16 protein-coding genes and 1 pseudogene are annotated in these 15,666 nt (G+C 64.9%); 4 read left to right on the top strand and 13 right to left on the bottom strand.

Annotated features, from left to right (window positions below):
• Positions 1-11: 11 nt before the first annotated feature.
• From M1B35_RS12770 to M1B35_RS12715, 12 genes are all read right to left on the bottom strand, one after another.
• Complete coding sequence (locus tag M1B35_RS12770; protein WP_123331651.1) at positions 12-827, bottom strand: HpcH/HpaI aldolase/citrate lyase family protein; 816 nt, start codon at positions 825-827, stop codon at positions 12-14.
• Positions 824-1,666 (bottom strand): HTD2 family dehydratase, encoded by an 843-nt coding sequence (locus M1B35_RS12765; RefSeq protein ID WP_185039196.1) that lies wholly within the window; start codon positions 1,664-1,666, stop codon positions 824-826. The genes M1B35_RS12770 and M1B35_RS12765 overlap by 4 nt, the downstream gene beginning before the upstream one ends.
• A gap of 26 nt (positions 1,667-1,692) precedes the next feature.
• Positions 1,693-2,637 (bottom strand): electron transfer flavoprotein subunit alpha/FixB family protein, encoded by a 945-nt coding sequence (locus M1B35_RS12760; RefSeq protein WP_268262088.1) that lies wholly within the window; start codon positions 2,635-2,637, stop codon positions 1,693-1,695.
• 16 nt (positions 2,638-2,653) lie between these two features.
• Positions 2,654-3,403 (bottom strand): electron transfer flavoprotein subunit beta/FixA family protein, encoded by a 750-nt coding sequence (locus M1B35_RS12755; protein WP_268262087.1) that lies wholly within the window; start codon positions 3,401-3,403, stop codon positions 2,654-2,656.
• 62 nt (positions 3,404-3,465) lie between these two features.
• On the bottom strand, positions 3,466-4,668 hold the full coding sequence (locus tag M1B35_RS12750; protein ID WP_123331657.1) for a CaiB/BaiF CoA transferase family protein: 1,203 nt from the start codon (positions 4,666-4,668) through the stop codon (positions 3,466-3,468).
• Between the two features lie 66 nt (positions 4,669-4,734).
• A complete protein-coding gene (locus M1B35_RS12745; protein WP_123331659.1) occupies positions 4,735-5,898 on the bottom strand; it encodes an acyl-CoA dehydrogenase family protein in 1,164 nt (387 codons plus the stop codon).
• A 65-nt stretch (positions 5,899-5,963) separates the two neighbouring features.
• Positions 5,964-6,560, bottom strand: a complete 597-nt coding sequence (locus tag M1B35_RS12740; protein WP_123331661.1) for a thiamine pyrophosphate-dependent enzyme — start codon at positions 6,558-6,560, stop codon at positions 5,964-5,966.
• Entirely contained in the window at positions 6,548-7,087 is a 540-nt protein-coding gene (locus M1B35_RS12735; RefSeq protein WP_123331663.1) for a thiamine pyrophosphate-binding protein, read from the bottom strand. The genes M1B35_RS12740 and M1B35_RS12735 overlap by 13 nt, the downstream gene beginning before the upstream one ends.
• A gap of 262 nt (positions 7,088-7,349) precedes the next feature.
• Complete coding sequence (locus tag M1B35_RS12730) at positions 7,350-8,564, bottom strand: pyridoxal phosphate-dependent aminotransferase (RefSeq protein WP_268262086.1); 1,215 nt, start codon at positions 8,562-8,564, stop codon at positions 7,350-7,352.
• Positions 8,561-9,199, bottom strand: a complete 639-nt coding sequence (locus tag M1B35_RS12725; protein WP_268262085.1) for an RraA family protein — start codon at positions 9,197-9,199, stop codon at positions 8,561-8,563. Before M1B35_RS12725 ends, M1B35_RS12730 begins: the two co-directional genes overlap by 4 nt.
• Complete coding sequence (locus M1B35_RS12720) at positions 9,199-9,861, bottom strand: RraA family protein (protein ID WP_268262084.1); 663 nt, start codon at positions 9,859-9,861, stop codon at positions 9,199-9,201. Before M1B35_RS12720 ends, M1B35_RS12725 begins: the two co-directional genes overlap by 1 nt.
• A complete protein-coding gene (locus M1B35_RS12715) occupies positions 9,858-10,526 on the bottom strand; it encodes an RraA family protein (protein WP_123331672.1) in 669 nt (222 codons plus the stop codon). The genes M1B35_RS12720 and M1B35_RS12715 overlap by 4 nt, the downstream gene beginning before the upstream one ends.
• A 105-nt stretch (positions 10,527-10,631) precedes the next feature.
• Between M1B35_RS12715 and M1B35_RS12710 the strand changes: the two genes are divergently transcribed.
• Together M1B35_RS12710 and M1B35_RS12705 are read left to right on the top strand one after the other, a co-directional pair.
• Positions 10,632-11,525, top strand: a complete 894-nt coding sequence (locus M1B35_RS12710; RefSeq protein ID WP_268262083.1) for a LysR family transcriptional regulator — start codon at positions 10,632-10,634, stop codon at positions 11,523-11,525.
• Positions 11,526-11,676: 151 nt separating this feature from the next.
• Positions 11,677-12,495, top strand: coding sequence for an alpha/beta fold hydrolase (locus M1B35_RS12705; protein ID WP_268262082.1), 819 nt, complete (start codon positions 11,677-11,679; stop codon positions 12,493-12,495).
• Positions 12,496-12,573: 78 nt separating this feature from the next.
• On the opposite strand, the gene M1B35_RS12700 is transcribed toward M1B35_RS12705, so the two are convergent.
• Complete coding sequence (locus tag M1B35_RS12700) at positions 12,574-13,941, bottom strand: MFS family transporter (RefSeq protein WP_123331678.1); 1,368 nt, start codon at positions 13,939-13,941, stop codon at positions 12,574-12,576.
• Positions 13,942-14,458: 517 nt separating this feature from the next.
• On the opposite strand from M1B35_RS12700, the gene M1B35_RS12695 reads away from it, so the two are divergent.
• Together M1B35_RS12695 and M1B35_RS12690 are read left to right on the top strand one after the other, a co-directional pair.
• On the top strand, positions 14,459-15,400 hold the full coding sequence (locus M1B35_RS12695) for a LysR family transcriptional regulator (protein WP_268262136.1): 942 nt from the start codon (positions 14,459-14,461) through the stop codon (positions 15,398-15,400).
• Between the two features lie 40 nt (positions 15,401-15,440).
• Positions 15,441-15,666, top strand: a pseudogene (locus M1B35_RS12690) (alpha/beta fold hydrolase); the annotation flags it as partial.

Raw genomic sequence — 15,666 nt, 5'->3', positions numbered from 1 at the left:
CTCAAGCCGGGTTAGCGGCCGCGCTGGACAATGCCCTGGGCCCGGGCAATCACCGGGGCGTCGACCATCTGCCCGTCCAGGACAAAGACCCCTTCGCCTGAGGCGGCAGCCTCGATGATGCGTCGCGCCCACTGCAGTTCTTCGGCGCTCGGTTGCAGTGCCTGATGGATGATCGGCACCTGGCTCGGATGGATGCACAGCGCGCCGCCAAACCCCATGTCCCGGGCGAACTGCACGGCACCGAGCAGGCCGCGGTGGTCGTCGATGTACGGGAATACACCGTCCAGCGCCGGGGCCAGGTTGGCCACGCGGGTTGCCAGCAGCACGGCGTAGCGGGCATGGCTGAGAAACGCCTCGGCGGCCCGGCTGCCGCTGCTCAGGTTCAGGTCCAGGCCCAGGTCGAGGCTGCCGAACGACAAACGTTCCACCCCCTCGGCGTCGGCAATCGCCTGCAGCGCCGCCAGGCCCTTGGCACTTTCGATGATGGGCCAGACTGCTTTGCCGGTCAGCCACGCGGCGTGCACCTGGGCCGGGCTTTCGGCCTTGGGCAGCAGGATGCCGCTGACCCCGGCGTGGCGTCGGCACAGCGCCAGGTCGTCGTGGTGAGCCCAGTGCCCCGGGCTGTTGACCCGCACCAGCAGCCGGGCTTCGGGGTGTCCGCTCAAGTAGCGATCGAGGTTATCGCGGGCTTGCTCCTTGAGGGTTTCCTGTACCGCATCTTCCAGGTCGACGATCACCCGGTCGGCGCCGCTGGCGAGGGCCTTGGGGATGCGTTCCGGGCGGGTGGCCGGGACAAACAGGGCCGAGCGCACAAGGGTGAGGTTCATGCCGAGGCTCCTAGGCTGTATTCGATCTCGCCGAGCTGTGCGCTGCCGTCCTGGTTCCCGGCCCAGACCTGGGCCTTGCCGGGCTCCATAAGCCGCCCACCGACCTCGAATGGCTGGGGTGAAATCAACGGGCGCAAGCCCCGGAAACTGAAGCGCCGCACCTGTGCCGTCGGGTGCGCGCGGGTGAAGGCGCGCAGGTTCAGGGTGGCGATCAAGGGGCCGTGGACCACCAGGCCCGGGTAGCCCTCGACTTCGGTCACATAGGGCCAGTCGTAGTGAATGCGATGGCCGTTGAAGGTCACCGCCGAGTAGCGAAACAGCAAGGTCGCGTCGGGCTCCACGGCTTCGCGCCATTGGCCGGGCGGCAGCGCCTCGGTGCCGCCGAGCTTGGGCGGGGAGGGCTCGCGGTAGACGATGTCTTGCTCGTCCTGCAGTGCCAACTGGCCGTCCTGGAAGTACTCATGGCGCAGGGTGACAAACAGCAAGGCGCCGGTGCGTCCGTGTTTTTCCTCGACCTTGATAATGGTCGATACGCAGGCCACCTCGGCTTCGACCCGCAGCGGCTGGTAGAACGCCAGGCGGCTGCCGGCCCACATGCGGTTGCGGTTGTCCGCCGGGGGCAGGAACCCACCGAGGGCCGGGTGGCCGTCGCGGCCCAACTCCCGGGCGGCGACCGGCTCCTGGAAAAATGCCCAGTGCCACAACAGCGGCAAGGCGTCGCCCGGTTGCGGGGCCACCTCGCCCAGGGTGGCGGCGATGCGCTTGACCAGGTTGAAACTGATGCGGTCCTGGCTTTCCTGGCGGCGGCCAATCCAGGCAGAAAAATCGACATTGCTCATCATCAACACTCCTAATCGAGGGGGGATCAGATCTGTGCGGTCAGTTCCGGCACCGCATCAAACAAATCCGCCACCAGGCCGTAATCGGCCACCTGGAAGATCGGCGCTTCTTCGTCCTTGTTGATCGCCACGATCACCTTGGAGTCCTTCATCCCGGCCAAATGCTGGATCGCCCCGGAAATGCCGACGGCGATGTACAGCTGTGGCGCGACGATCTTGCCGGTCTGGCCGACTTGCATATCGTTGGGCACAAAGCCTGCGTCGACCGCCGCGCGGGAAGCGCCGACTGCCGCGCCCAGCTTGTCAGCCAGGGCGTACAGGTGCTTGAAGTTGTCGCCGTTCTGTAGACCGCGGCCGCCGGAAACGACGATCCTGGCCGCAGTCAGTTCTGGGCGGTCGGAGGTGGCCAGCTCTTCACCAACGAAGGACGACGTACCTGGGTTGTGGACAGCTGCAACGGCTTCAATCGCAGCTGAACCACCTTCAGCCGCCACCGGATCGAAACCGGTGGCGCGTACCGTGATGACCTTCACCGCCGCCGAGGATTGCACGGTGGCGATGGCGTTACCGGCGTAGATCGGGCGCTTGAAGGTGTCAGCGCTTTGCACCGAGATGATCTCGGAGATCTGGTCAACGTCCAGCTGCGCAGCAACGCGCGGCAGGATGTTTTTACCGTTGGAGGTAGCGGCAGCCAGGATGTGGCTGTAGCCAGCGCCCCCCGCCTTGCAACCCAGAGCCGCTATCAGAGGGGCGACGTTTTCCGGCAGTTGGTGAGCGTAGGCGGCGTTATCGGCAACCAGTACTTTGCTCACGCCAGGGATGTTTGCTGCGGCTTCAGCCACGGCGCCGATGTTGTGGCCAGCCACCAGAACGTGGATGTCACCACCGATTTTAGCGGCAGCGGCCACGGTGTTCAGGGTGGCTGGGGCCAGCACTTTGTTGTCGTGTTCAGCGATTACCAAGACAGTCATGATCACGCTCTTCAATTCAAAGCACCTTCGCTTGGTTTTTCAGTTTCTCGACCAGTTCAGCCACCGAGTTGACCTTGATGCCTGCGCTGCGGGCAGCCGGCGCTTCGACGTTCACGGTCTTGTGGGTGGAGGCGGTGGAAACGCCCAACGCATCCGGAGTCAGCACTTCAAGCGGCTTCTTCTTGGCTTTCATGATGTTCGGCAGGGACGCATAACGCGGCTCGTTCAAACGCAGGTCGGTGGTCACGATTGCGGGCAGTTTCAGGGAAACCGTCTGCGCGCCGCCGTCGATTTCACGGGTCACGGCAACCTGGCCGCCACTCACTTCGACGTTCGAAGCAAAGGTGCCCTGGCCGTAACCGGTCAGGGCAGCCAGCATCTGGCCGGTCTGGTTGTTGTCGCTGTCGATGGCTTGTTTACCGAGGATCACCAACTGCGGCTGTTCCTTGTCGACCACGGCCTTGAGCAGCTTGGCCACGGCCAGGGCGTTCAATTCATCGGCGGATTCGACCAGGACGGCGCGATCGGCACCCAGGGCCAGGGCGGTCCGCAGTTGTTCTTGAGCCGCTGCAGGACCGATGGACACCACGACAATTTCGGTGGTGATCCCCAGCTCTTTGAGGCGTACGGCCTCTTCCACGGCGATCTCACAGAACGGGTTCATCGACATCTTGACGTTAGCGAGGTCGACGCCGGAATTGTCCGCCTTGACGCGAACTTTCACGTTGTAATCGACCACGCGTTTCACAGCTACCAGGGTCTTCATGGGGCAGTGTTCTCTCGACAATCTTTAATCGTTGCAGGCGGGTTGCCTGTTGGCCGGGGCGGCTAGATCGCTCCGCTGGCGCGCATTTGCCGGATGCTGTCGGCGGACAGGCCCAGCTCATGCAGGACCTGCTCGGTGTGCTGGCCCAGGCCTGGCACGGCGTCCATGCGTGGCTGGAAGGCGCTGTTGCTGGCCGGTGGCAGCAGGCTTGGCACCGGGCCGGCGCTGGTCGCGACCTGGCGCCAGCGCTCGCGGGCCTGCAACTGTGGGTGGTCCCAGACGCCTTGCATGTCATTGACCCGGGCGTTGGCGATCTGCGCCTGATCCAGGCGCTGCATGACCCCGTCGAAGTCCAGTGTGGAAAAGGCCGCCACGATCAGCTCGCGCAGGGCGTTGCGGTTTTCCACCCGCTTGAAGTTGGCGGCGAAGCGCGGGTCTTGGGCCAACGTCGGTTGCAGCAGGACTTTTTCGCAGAACAGCTGCCACTCCCGCTCGTTCTGCAAGCCCAGCATCACCGTGCTGCCGTCGCCGATGGGGAAGGGGCCGTAGGGGTAAATGGTGGCGTGGGCCGCGCCGGCCCGGGGCGGCGGCGGTGCCCCTTGGTAGGCGTAGTACAGCGGGTAGTTCATCCACTCCACCAGGGCTTCGAGCATCGACACGTCGAGGTGGCTGCCCACCCCGGTGCGCCCACGCAACAGCAGGGCGGAAAGAATGCCGGTGTAGGCGTACATGCCGGCGGCGATGTCGGCGATCGAGCAACCGGCCTTGGCCAGGTCTTCGACGCCGGGTCCGCCGGTCACCGATAGAAAGCCGCCCTCGCTCTGGATCAGCAGGTCGTAGGCCTTTTTCTTCTCGTAGGGCCCGCCGGCGCCGTAGCCGGAAATGTCACACACAATCAGCCGTGGAAAGCGCGCGTGCAGGGCCTCGAACGACAAGCCCATGCGTGCCGCTGCACCGGGGGCCAGGTTCTGCACCAGCACATCGGCGTCGGCCAGCAGGCGGTCGAGCACCTCGGTGGCGGCGGTCTGCTTGAGGTCCAGGGTCAGGCTTTCTTTCGAGCGATTGGTCCACACAAAATGCGAGGCCAGGCCGTTGACGCGCTGGTCGTAGCCACGGGCGAAATCGCCGCTGCCGGGGCGCTCGACCTTGATGACCCGGGCGCCCAGGTCGGCCAGTTGGCGGGTGCAGAAGGGTGCGGCAATGGCGTGTTCCAGGCTGACCACGGTGATGCCGTCGAGGGGGCGTACAGGGGAGGGCTGGCTCATGTTTTATCTCTCTTGTCAGGCTGTGCGCAGCAGCGCCGACCAGTGCCGGCGCGGTGGACGACGGGCTCAGAAGGAGCGGGGCAACTCCAGCAGGTGCTCGGCCACGTAGGACAAAATCAGGTTGGTGGAGATCGGCGCCACCTGGTACAGCCGGGTCTCGCGGAACTTGCGCTCGACGTCGTATTCGCAGGCAAAGCCAAAACCGCCGTGGGTCTGCAGGCAGGCGTTGGCCGCCTCCCAGGACGCCTTGGCCGCCAGGTACTTGGCCATGTTGGCGCTGGCACCGGCGTTCTGCCCGCTGTCGTATTCCTCGCAGGCACGCCAGCGCATCAGGTCGGCGGCCTCGATTTCGATATGGGCTTCGGCGATGGGGAATTGCACACCCTGGTTCTGCCCGATCGGCCGGCCAAACACCACGCGGTCGCGGGCATAGGCGCTGGCTTTTTCGATAAACCAGCGGCCGTCGCCGATGCATTCGGCGGCAATCAGGGTGCGCTCGGCATTCAGGCCGTCGAGGATGTACCGGAAGCCTTTGCCTTCTTCGCCGATCAGGCTGTTGGCGGGGATCTCCAGGTTGTCGAAGAACAGCTCGTTGGTCTCGTGGTTGACCATGTTGGCGATGGGCTGCACGGTCAGGCCGTTGCCGATGGCCTCGCGCAGGTCGACCAGGAAGATCGACATGCCTTCGGATTTTTTGCTGACTTCGGCCAGGGGCGTGGTGCGGGCCAGGAGGATCATCAGGTCGGAATGCTGGACCCGTGAGATCCACACCTTCTGCCCGTTGATCACGTACTTGTCGCCGCGCTTGACCGCGGTGGTCTTGATTTTGGTGGTGTCGGTGCCTGTGGTGGGTTCGGTGACCCCCATCGATTGCAGGCGCAGTTCGCCGCTGGCGAGTTTGGGCAGGTAGTAGCTTTTCTGCGCCGCACTGCCGTGGCGCAGCAGCGTGAACATGTTGTACATCTGCCCGTGCACGGTGCCGGAGTTGCCGCCGCAGCGGTTCACTTCCTCAAGGATCACCGAGGCTTCGGCCAGGCCCAGGCCGGAGCCGCCGTACTCTTCGGGGATCATCGCCGACAACCAGCCAGCGTCGGTCAGGGCCTTGACGAAGGCCTCGGGAAAGCCCTTTTCTTCGTCGATCCGGCGCCAGTAGGCTGCGTCGAATTCGGCGCACAGGGCACGCACGCCCTCGCGGATGGCATTGAGTTCTTCTGCGTTGCGATCAGTCATTATTGTTTTCCTCAACGAGCCACCCGGGGTCAATCACCCCGGGTGGGCAGGGGGCAGCGGGGCAATCAGATCGGGGCGAAACCCAGGGCCGCGCGGAAGCGGTTCTTGATGTAGTGACCGTCACGCGGAGGCAGGACCCGTGGCGGGTTTTCCGCCTTGATCTTGATCGTCGCCAGCTTGACCCCGGCACGACCGGCAAAACGCTCACGCAGCTCATGCACACCCTGCATGTCGCGGATTTCCGCAGTCCAGCTGAAACCGCACGTGTTGGCCACCTGATCCAGGCTGATGCCGAAACCGGCGTGGCTGACTTGCATGCCGGTTTCACCGAAGTGGCCGTTGTCGAGCACGGCGATGGTCAGGTTCGCCGGTTTTTGCAGGGCCACCGTGGCCAGGGCGCCGAAGCCCATGAGCAATTCACCGTCGCCGGTGATCACCACCACGCTCTTGTCCGGCTGGGCATTGGCCAGGCCCAGGCCCACGGTGATCGCGCTGCCCATGGCGGCCCACAGGTAGTAGTTGCCGTCGTGATCGCCGGCGGCCATCACGTCGTAGGAAGCCGAGCCCAGGCCGGTCACCACCAGCAGGTCTTTGCGGTCGGCCAGCAGGGCCTTGACCACTTCACGGCGGCAGAGGGTGTGGTGAGCGCTTACTTGACCCATTTCTTTTCTCCAATCAGACGCTGGCCCAGCAACAGGGCGCAGGAGGAATCACCGTTGAATGCCATGGTGGCGGCACCGTGCAGCAGCGGGGCGACGTCTTTCGGGTCATCGGCGCGCCAGGTCATGACCTTCATCAGGTTCAGCGAGGCTTCGGTAACTTGGCCCATGGGGTTTTGCCAGGCGTTGAACTCGGCCCAGTCGCCGCGCATGGTCACCACCATCAGCAGCGGGAAGCCGGCGCAGACTTGCAGTGCCAGGGTGTTGATGCAGTTGCCGACGCCGCTGGACTGCATCAGCAGGGCGCCGCGTTCGCCGCCCAGCCAGGCACCGGCCAGGTAGCCGATGCCTTCTTCTTCAGTGGTCAGGACCACTGCCTTGATGTCCGGGTCTTCGTAGGCCATGCGAATTGCCGCCGAGTGCCCCGCGTCAGGCACGAACACCAGGTGTTTGACCCCGGCGGATTTGAGGACGTGGAACACATCCTCCTGCCAATCGATGCCCATGCTGTGTTCAGCTGCTGTTGACATGCCAATCTCCCAAGCCGTGCTGCTTTTGTGTTTTCAGCCATTCTGGGAGGGCGGGGCGCGCACGACGACTACCGTTTTTGTCTTTGAGATATGCCCATTTTGTATAGCCCGGCGGTGAACCGGCGAGGCTTCTGGCCGTGGCGATAACGGGGGGGTATGGCTGGGAGCAATGACGGTCGCCAGGCAGGAAACGAGGGGTGCACGCCTTCCCTGGCGTGCACTGATCTGGCGGAGGGATGGCCTTGTACTAGGCGCCTGCCTGTCAGGCCAGGTCAGTACAGAAGCGGCGAATGGCCTCGCAGGCCTTGCGCAACGACGCATCATCCAGGGCATAGGCGATGCGGATGTAGGGCCCCAGGCCAAAGGCACTGCCATGCACCACGGCGACATTCGCTTCATCGAGCAGGGCATGGGCGAAGTCTTCGTCGCTGTGCAACACCCGACCGGCCGGCGAGGTGCGGCCGATGACCCCGGCGCAACTGGCGAAGGCGTAGAACGCCCCGGCCGGGACCCGGCACTCCAGCCCCGGGGTGTCGTTGAGCAGCGCCACCATCAGGTCCCGCCGTCTCTGGAACACGTCGCGGCTGTCCTGGATGAAGTCCCTGGGACCTTCGAGGGCGGCGAGGGCGGCCTGCTGGGAAATCGAGCAGGCGCCGGAAGTCTGTTGCCCCTGGAGCTTTTCCATGGCGTCCAGCAGCCAACGCGGCCCGGTGGCAAAACCGATGCGCCAGCCGGTCATGGCATAGGCCTTGGACACGCCGTTCATGGTCAGGGTGCGTGGGGCCAGGCGTGGCTCGACCTGGGCCAGGGTGTGGAACGGCTGGTCGTCGAAGATCAGATGTTCGTAGATGTCGTCCGCCAGGATCAGCACCTGGGGATGGGCCAGCAGCACCTCGGCCAGGGCCTGCAGCTCGTCGCGGCTGTACACCGCGCCGGTGGGATTGGACGGCGAATTGAGGATCAGCCAGCGAGTCTGCGCGGTGATCGCGGCGGCCAGCGCGTCAGGCGTCAGCTTGAAGCCGTCCTTGGCCTCACAGGTCACGACCCGGGTTTGAGCGCCGCACAGTTGCACCATCTCCGGGTAGCTGACCCAGTACGGCGCCGGCACGATGACCTGGTCGCCCTCGTTGAGGGTCGCGGCCAGGGCGTTGTAGATCACCTGCTTGCCGCCGTTGCACACCAGGGTGTCCTGCCAACTGACGTCGAGGCCGTTTTCGCGGCGGAACTTGGCGGCCACCGCTTCGCGCAGGGCACGTACCCCGGCCACCTGGGTGTAGCGCGTGTGGCCCTGTTCGATCGCATTGATCGCGGCCTCGCGGACATGCCGCGGGGTATCGAAATCCGGCTCGCCGGCGCACAGCGAAATGATCTCGGCGCCCTGGGCCCGGCGCTCGGCTACCCGGTCCATGATGCGGTAGGTGGCCGAGGGCCGGGCGTCGGCCAGGCGCTGGTTGAGGCGTTGCAGGTCGGCGCTCATGCCCGGGTTCTCCAGTCGGTCAGGTTCATCAGTTCCAGGGTCGAGCGGCCTTCGCTGAGGGCCTGCATCATCTGGGCTTCCTTGTGCGCCCGGGCTTCGCCTTCGGCCAGGGTGCGGGCGGCATCAGCCTTGGGGATCACGATGACGCCGTCGTCATCCGCCACCAGCAGGTCGCCGGGGGCTACCGGCACGCCGTTGAAGTTGAAGGCTTGCCCCACCGACGGCGCGCTGGCCTTGAGGGTGCCTTTGACCGAGACGCCTCGGGCGAACACCGGGAACTGGCGTTTTTTCAGGGCGGCGATATCCCGCACGCCACCGTCGATCACCAGGCCCACCACGCCCGCGGCTTCGGCGGCCACGGTCAGCACCTCACCCCAGTAACCGGCGATAAAATTGCCGGTGCCCACCACCAGCACGCTGCCTCGGGGCGCGCGTTCCAGAGCCAGGTGCAGGGCCAGGTTATCGCCGGGAGAGCACTCCAGGGGGTAGATCGGCGCGGCGATAAAGGCTCCGTCCCAGACTGGGCGGATCGCGCTATCGACTGCACAAGGCAGGTGGGAGGCTTCATACAGGGTCGAACTGCCCAGGACTTTGGCCCGTGCGTGGAAATCCAGGGGAAGCGGCAGCGGGGTCATCAGACTTTCCTTTGCAGGTTGTGGTAACCCAGGGCAGCCCGGGCTTCCTTGAGGGTTTTGCCCTGGGCGATCAGGGCGCGAATATCGGCTTCGATGGTCTCGATCTGCCGGGCGGCGGCCGCCACTTCAGCGGCACGCTGGCGGGGCACCACCACCACGCCGTTGGCGTCGGCGACCACGATGTCCCGGGCACAGACCCGGACCGCGCCGATGGACACCGGCTGGTTGAGTGCCTGTACCTGCACCCGGTCCTTGCCGGTGCGCATGAAACGACCCTTGCTGAACAGTGGGTAGCCATCGCCCAGGGCCTTGCTGACGTCGCGGCATACGCCGTCGATCACCGTCGCGGCGATCTGCCGGCTGCCGGCGTATTGGGTCATGATGTCGCCCCAGACGGTGCAGTCGGTACGGCCGCCGTTGTCGATCACCACCACATCACCGGGGGCCACGTCGTCGATAAAGTCGCCCACGGTGCCGGGTGGCACGCTGGCGCTGACGTACTGCACGGTGAACGCCGGACCGACCACCACCTCGCGGTAGTTGTCCAGGGGCGCCAGGCCCAGGCATTGCCCGGGCAGGCCGAGCTTGTCCAGGGCGTCGGACACGCCGGGGGTATCGAGGCCGGCAAACAGGGCCACCAGGGCCTGGTCTTCAAGGTTCATCGGGCGTGCTCCACGTGGATGGCTTCGAACTGGGTGTCATGCATCACCTCGGCCACCGAGCGCCCGCTGCGCACGGCCTCGACCATGCCTTCCTGGCGCCGGGCGATGCGCTCGCCGAGGTCGAGGACCTTGGCGATCTCGGCCTGGGCCACAAACACCGTGCCGCAACGGTCGGCGATCACATAGTCGTCCTGGCTGACCTCGACCCCGGCCACCTGGATCGGCACGGCGGCAGCGATCTGCACCAGCCGATTGCGTGCACTGATCATGGTTACGCCACGCCCGTACACCGGGTAGCCGATGGACTCGCTGCCTTCGATGTCGCGGCTGTAGCCGTCGATCACCGTGCCGCGCACGCCCTTGCCAAGGGCGGCGTTGGCCAGGATGTCGCCCCAGCAGGAAATGCCCGGCAGGCCGCCGGCGATGACCAGCAGCCGATCGTCACTGGCGATCTGTTCGACCACCGGGGTAATCAGGTGCACGGTAGGCTGGCGGTCGGACTTGGCTGCCAGCAGCACCGTGCTGGCGCGGCCGACGATCTTCGGGCAATCCCACAGTGGGCGCAGGCCCACGGTGGCGCCGGGCAGGCCGAGGAAATCGAGGGCATCGGAGACCGTGTTGGTGTCCAGTGCTGCCAGGCGTTCAAGCAGACTCTCATGGGTCATGGGGGCAAGCCTCAGGGGATGGAGGCGCCCAGTTTCAGCGAGCAGGTTTGATAGGTATATTACGAATCGCATAAGCCTTACATACGATTAACCTATGGATCTGCCATGATCAATTTCCGCTTGATTCGCCACCTCTGGTTGTTCCTTGCCGTTGCCGAAGAGCAGAACTTCGGTCGGGCCGCCAAGCGCCTGGGCATGTCCCAGCCGCCCCTCAGTGAGCAGATCCAGGTGCTGGAGCAGGCACTCAAGGTCAAGCTGTTCGAGCGCTCGCGGCGCGGCGCCCAACTGACCCCGGTGGGCGCGGCTATCCTGCCGGCGGTGCGCAATTTCGCCGAGCAGTTGCAGCGCCTGGAGCTGGCGGTGGAGGAGGCGGTGGCCGGGCAGTCGGGCCTGTTGACCATCGGCGCGATCTCCAGCGCCATGTTCGACCTGCTGCCGGGGCTGATCGAGCGGCTCAAGCTGGCCCATCCGCAGTTGACGGTGTCGGTGCGCGAGATCGACAGCGTCGAAGCGGTTCCGGCCCTGGAAGCGGGGGACATCGACCTGGCGTTCGCTCGGCTGGACGGTGATCTGGGCGCGTCGATCCAATCCCTGGCGCTGACCGAGGACCGGCTGATGGTGGCCTTGCCCAGTGACCACCCGCTGGCCTCGCGCAAACGCATCAGCCTGTCGAGTCTGGCCAGCGAGCCCCTGGTGATGTTCTCGCGCAAGGTCAGCCCGGTGTATTTCGATAATCTGATCGCCACCTGCCGGGCCAGCGGCTTCTCGCCACGGGTGCTGCACGAAGTGCGCTCGGTGGCTTCGCAGATCGCCTTTGTCAGCTGTGGCCAAGGCATCGCCCTGGTGCCGGCAGCGCTGAAAAAGCTGGCGCCGGATAACGTGGTGCTGCGGCCCTTGAGCCAACCGTTGAATGTGGTCACCACGGCCCTGGCGTGGAACGCCGCGCGTGCCAATCCGTTGGTGGCGGAAGTGGTGGCAGGGTTTCGCGAGCGCACCTGAGGTGGCATCGACCCGGGGCGGACCATAGGTTTGAGCTATGGAAACCTTCGCCAATCCGTTATTTACAGCGGGCCGCAGGGCGGGGAGATTATGCGCCCGTTCGCCGGCTCACCCGCCCGGTGCCACGCCTTTTGTGCCAGGAGCCCTCGCCGTGCCTTTATCCGCTCGCTTCACTCAATACCCACTGCCGCTGCTGGTGGACGGGGTCCGATTGCAACTCGACACCCTGTACCGCGACGGCTCCCTGGCGCCGATTCTGTTCCTCCATGGTTTCGGCTCGACCAAGGAAGACTACGCCGACATAGCCCTGCACAGCGCCTTCGACGGGCATCCGGTGCTGGCCTATGACGCACCGGGTTGCGGTGCCAGCCACTGCAGCGACCTGGAGCGGATCGACATCCCGTTGCTGCTGCAGACCGCCTTGCAGGCACTGGAGCACTTCGGCATCCAGCGTTTTCATCTGGTGGGTCATTCCATGGGCGGGCTGACCGCTCTGTTACTGGCCCATCATTGCCCCGAGCGGGTGCTGAGCTTTGTCGACATCGAGGGCAACATCGCCCCGGAAGACTGCTTCCTCAGCCGGCAGATCGTCGAGTACCCCGCGCAAGACCCCGAAGCATTCTTCAGCGCCTTTATCGAACGCACCCGGCAGGCGCCGGCCTATGCCAGTGCGCTGTACGCCGCGAGTCTGCGGCACAAGGTCCGGGCCGGCGCGGTGCGGGGGATTTTCCAGTCCATGGTCGAGCTGTCCGACCACGGCGCGCTGATGGATAAATTCCTCGGTCTGCCATGCCCGCGGCTGTTTATGTATGGCGAGCAGAACGCCTCGTTGTCCTACCTGGCCCACATCCAGGCCCAGGGTGTGCAACTGGCGCCGATTGCTGCGTGCGGGCACTTCCCCATGTACTCCAATCCGACTGCGATGTGGCAGCAGATCGCTGACTTCCAGGGGCGCGCTCCGGTGCAATAAGGCGCCCTGCGCAAGCCGTAAAAAAGGGCCCCTGAATCAGGGGCCCTTTGCCGTGGGGCAGTGTTCAGCGTTGCGGCTTCAGACGCTGGCGGCCTGCGGTCGGGCGCTGCCCTTGAAGCCAGTGCGCTGCTCGACTTCGCCCGAGCCGCTGATGTAGCCGTGGCGCGACAGGTTGGGCATCAGCATCGAGGCGATAAAGGTCACGCTCACCACTGCCGCGACGTAGAAGAAAAAATATTCCTCGATGCCCTGGGCACGCAGGGACAGGGCGACGTATTCCGCCGTGCCGCCAAAGGCGGCGTTGCCCACCGCGTAAGGGAACCCCACACCCAGGGCACGCACCGCCGGGGGAAACAGTTCGGCTTTGACGATCCCGGCAATGGGCGTGTACAGCGAGGCAATGACCAGCCCGCCGAACACCAGCAGAAACGCCACGAACGGGTTATTGACCGACTGCAGGGCGTAGAGCAGCGGGACTGCCAGCAGCAGGGCCAGCCCGGAGAACAACAGCATGTGGGTCTTGATGCCGATGCGATCGGCCAGCAGGCCGAACAGCGGTTGGCAGAACATAAAGCCCACCAGGGCTGCGGTCATGATGAAGCTGACGGTCTCCGGGGAGAAGCCGGCGGAGATCACCAGGAATTTCTGCATGTAGGTGGTGAAGGTATAGAAGTACAGCGAACCGCCAATGGTGAAAGCCAGGACCAGGGCCACCGCGCGCTTGTGTTTGAACAGGCCCCGCAGCGAGCCGGCGTCTTTGCGCTGCATGTCTTTTTTCGACGCGGTTTCATGCATCGACCGACGCAGGTAGACCACCACCACCGAACTCAGGGCGCCGATGAAGAACGGAATTCTCCAGCCCCATTCGCGCAGCGCCTCGGCACTCAGGGTTTGCTGGAGGATGACCACGGTCATCAGGGCCAGGAGTTGCCCGGCGATGATCGTGAAGTACTGGAAGGAACCATAGAAACAGCGCCGGCCGGGGGTGGCGATTTCACTGATGTAGGTCGCGCCGGTGCCGTACTCGGCACCCACCGACAGCCCCTGGATCAAGCGCGCGATCACCAGCATCACCGGCGCCGCGACGCCGATGCTTTCGTAGGTCGGCATCACCGCGATCAGCAGGGAGCCGGCGCACATCATGAACACCGAGATGATCATCGACACCTTGCGACCGCGAGTGTCGGCGATCCAGCCAAAAATCCAGCCGCCCAGGGGCCGCATGAAAAAGCCCACGGCGAACACCCCGGCAGTGGCCAGGAGTTGGCTGGTGGTGTCGCCCTTGGGGAAAAACGCGGCGGCAAAATAGATGGCGGTGTAGGCGTAGATAAAAAAGTCGTACCACTCCACCAGGTTGCCCGAGCAGGCCCCCATGATGGCTTTGACCCGGTTCGGCGGGCTCGCTGGATCAGGCACGACACTGTGGTTGGTGGGGGATGCAGACATGGGGTTCACCCTGTGTTCTAGGCGAGACGAAACGAGGAACACGCTGAGGCGTTTCCGACGTGGTGGGCTCGCTGGGTTGACGGGCTGGACGCGACAGCGTCAGCCGGCTGGGGGCTGATTAATCCGCGGCGCAGAGGGCCGGTGGATGAACGCGGCAGGCCGAAGGGGGATGGCTCGGGCAGCCTTGATGGCCTGGCGGGTAACGGTAGGCAGTGGGGTGAAACGCAGGGATGTAACCCATGGTGCAGGCCCTCGTATCTTATTGTTGTAGTGAGTCGTGCGCTCTGGGCGCCGACGGTGGTTGCACGCTACCCCAGAGTCCTGGAGGGCATAAGCCGTCGGCCTGGCCTAACTGATATACCTAAATTTTATAGCTGGCCCCGCAGCCCCGACCCACAGGGCGGTACAGCCGCTTGCAGGCTCCCGGAGCCGCGGTTTACGCGGTTCTGCCGGCACTCACCGGCGGGCAAATCGGATTACACTCACGCCACTGTCGACGCATCTCGCGCCGCGCACGATTCTGACTGGCCTGGTAATGGATGTCGTTCAACTCAAAACCCTGATTCATGTGGCCGAGCTGGGCAGCCTCAGCAAGGCCTCGGACCGTTTGCATATCGCCCAACCGGCCCTCAGTCGACAAATCCGCTTGCTGGAAAAAGAGCTGGGCGCCTATCTGTTCGAGCGTCATGGCCGGGGCATGGTGATCACCGAGGTGGGCCGCGAAGTCCTGGCCCATGCCACGCGCATCATGGAAGAGATGGAGTCGATCCGCAGTTCGGTGGTGGGCGGGCGCTCAGCGTTTCGCGGCACCGTGGTCATTGGCACCACGCCGACGGTGGCGGAAATCGTCACCGTGCCCCTGGTGCGCAAGATCCGCGATGCCCACCCGAACCTGGCCGTGCGCTTCTCTTCGGCATTCAGCGGTTACCTGCTGGACTGGGTGCAGCGCGGCGAGTTGGAACTGGCCATTTCCTACGACCCCCAGCCCTTGCACACCCTGCGAATCGTTCCGGTGATGATGGAGAACCTGCTGCTGGTGGGCCCCGCCAGCGCCGGGTTGCGCATGGACACGCCGGTGAGCTTCGCCACCCTGGCTGAGCAACCTCTGGTACTGCCCAGCGCGCGCCATGGCTTGCGGGTGATCCTCGACCAATGTGCCCGTGACGTCGGGATCAAGCTCAAGACCAGCGTTGAAGCGGATTCCTTCGGGGCCATGATCGACCTGGTGCGCAACGATTTTGGCTTGACCGCGTTGCCGCTGGCGTCGATCTACAGCCAGGTCGAGTCGGGTGTCTTGTGCGCGGCGCCGCTGGTTGACCCGGTGCCCATGCGCAAGTTGGTCCAGGTATTTCCCGCGGATCGGCGGGTCAGCCCGGCTGCCAAGTTTGTCGGCGACGCCTTTATAGAAATCGCCGCCGACCTGGTGACTCGCCATATCTGGGCCGGACACCTGCTCTGATCTCGACCCTTTCCACCTGAGCGTTTCACGGAGGCTCGCGTTGCCTGTCCACCCAACACCCTTGCTGCTGATCCCCGGATTGCTCTGCGATCAGCGCTTGTTCGCCGCACAGACGGCGGCCCTGGAACCCGACCGGGTTGTCTGCATCGCCGACCTGAGCCTGGATACCAGCATCGTCGCCATGGCCCGGCGCACTCTGGACGCGGCGCCGCCGCTGTTCGCCCTGGCGGCCCTGTCCATGGGCGGTTACGTGGCCATGGAAATCA

This window comes from Pseudomonas morbosilactucae (genome assembly GCF_023241665.1).
In the GTDB taxonomy this organism is placed as follows: Bacteria; Pseudomonadota; Gammaproteobacteria; order Pseudomonadales; family Pseudomonadaceae; genus Aquipseudomonas; species Aquipseudomonas morbosilactucae.
The sequence above is the reverse complement of the archived record's forward strand: the minus strand, read 5'-3'. Positions and strand labels throughout refer to the sequence as shown.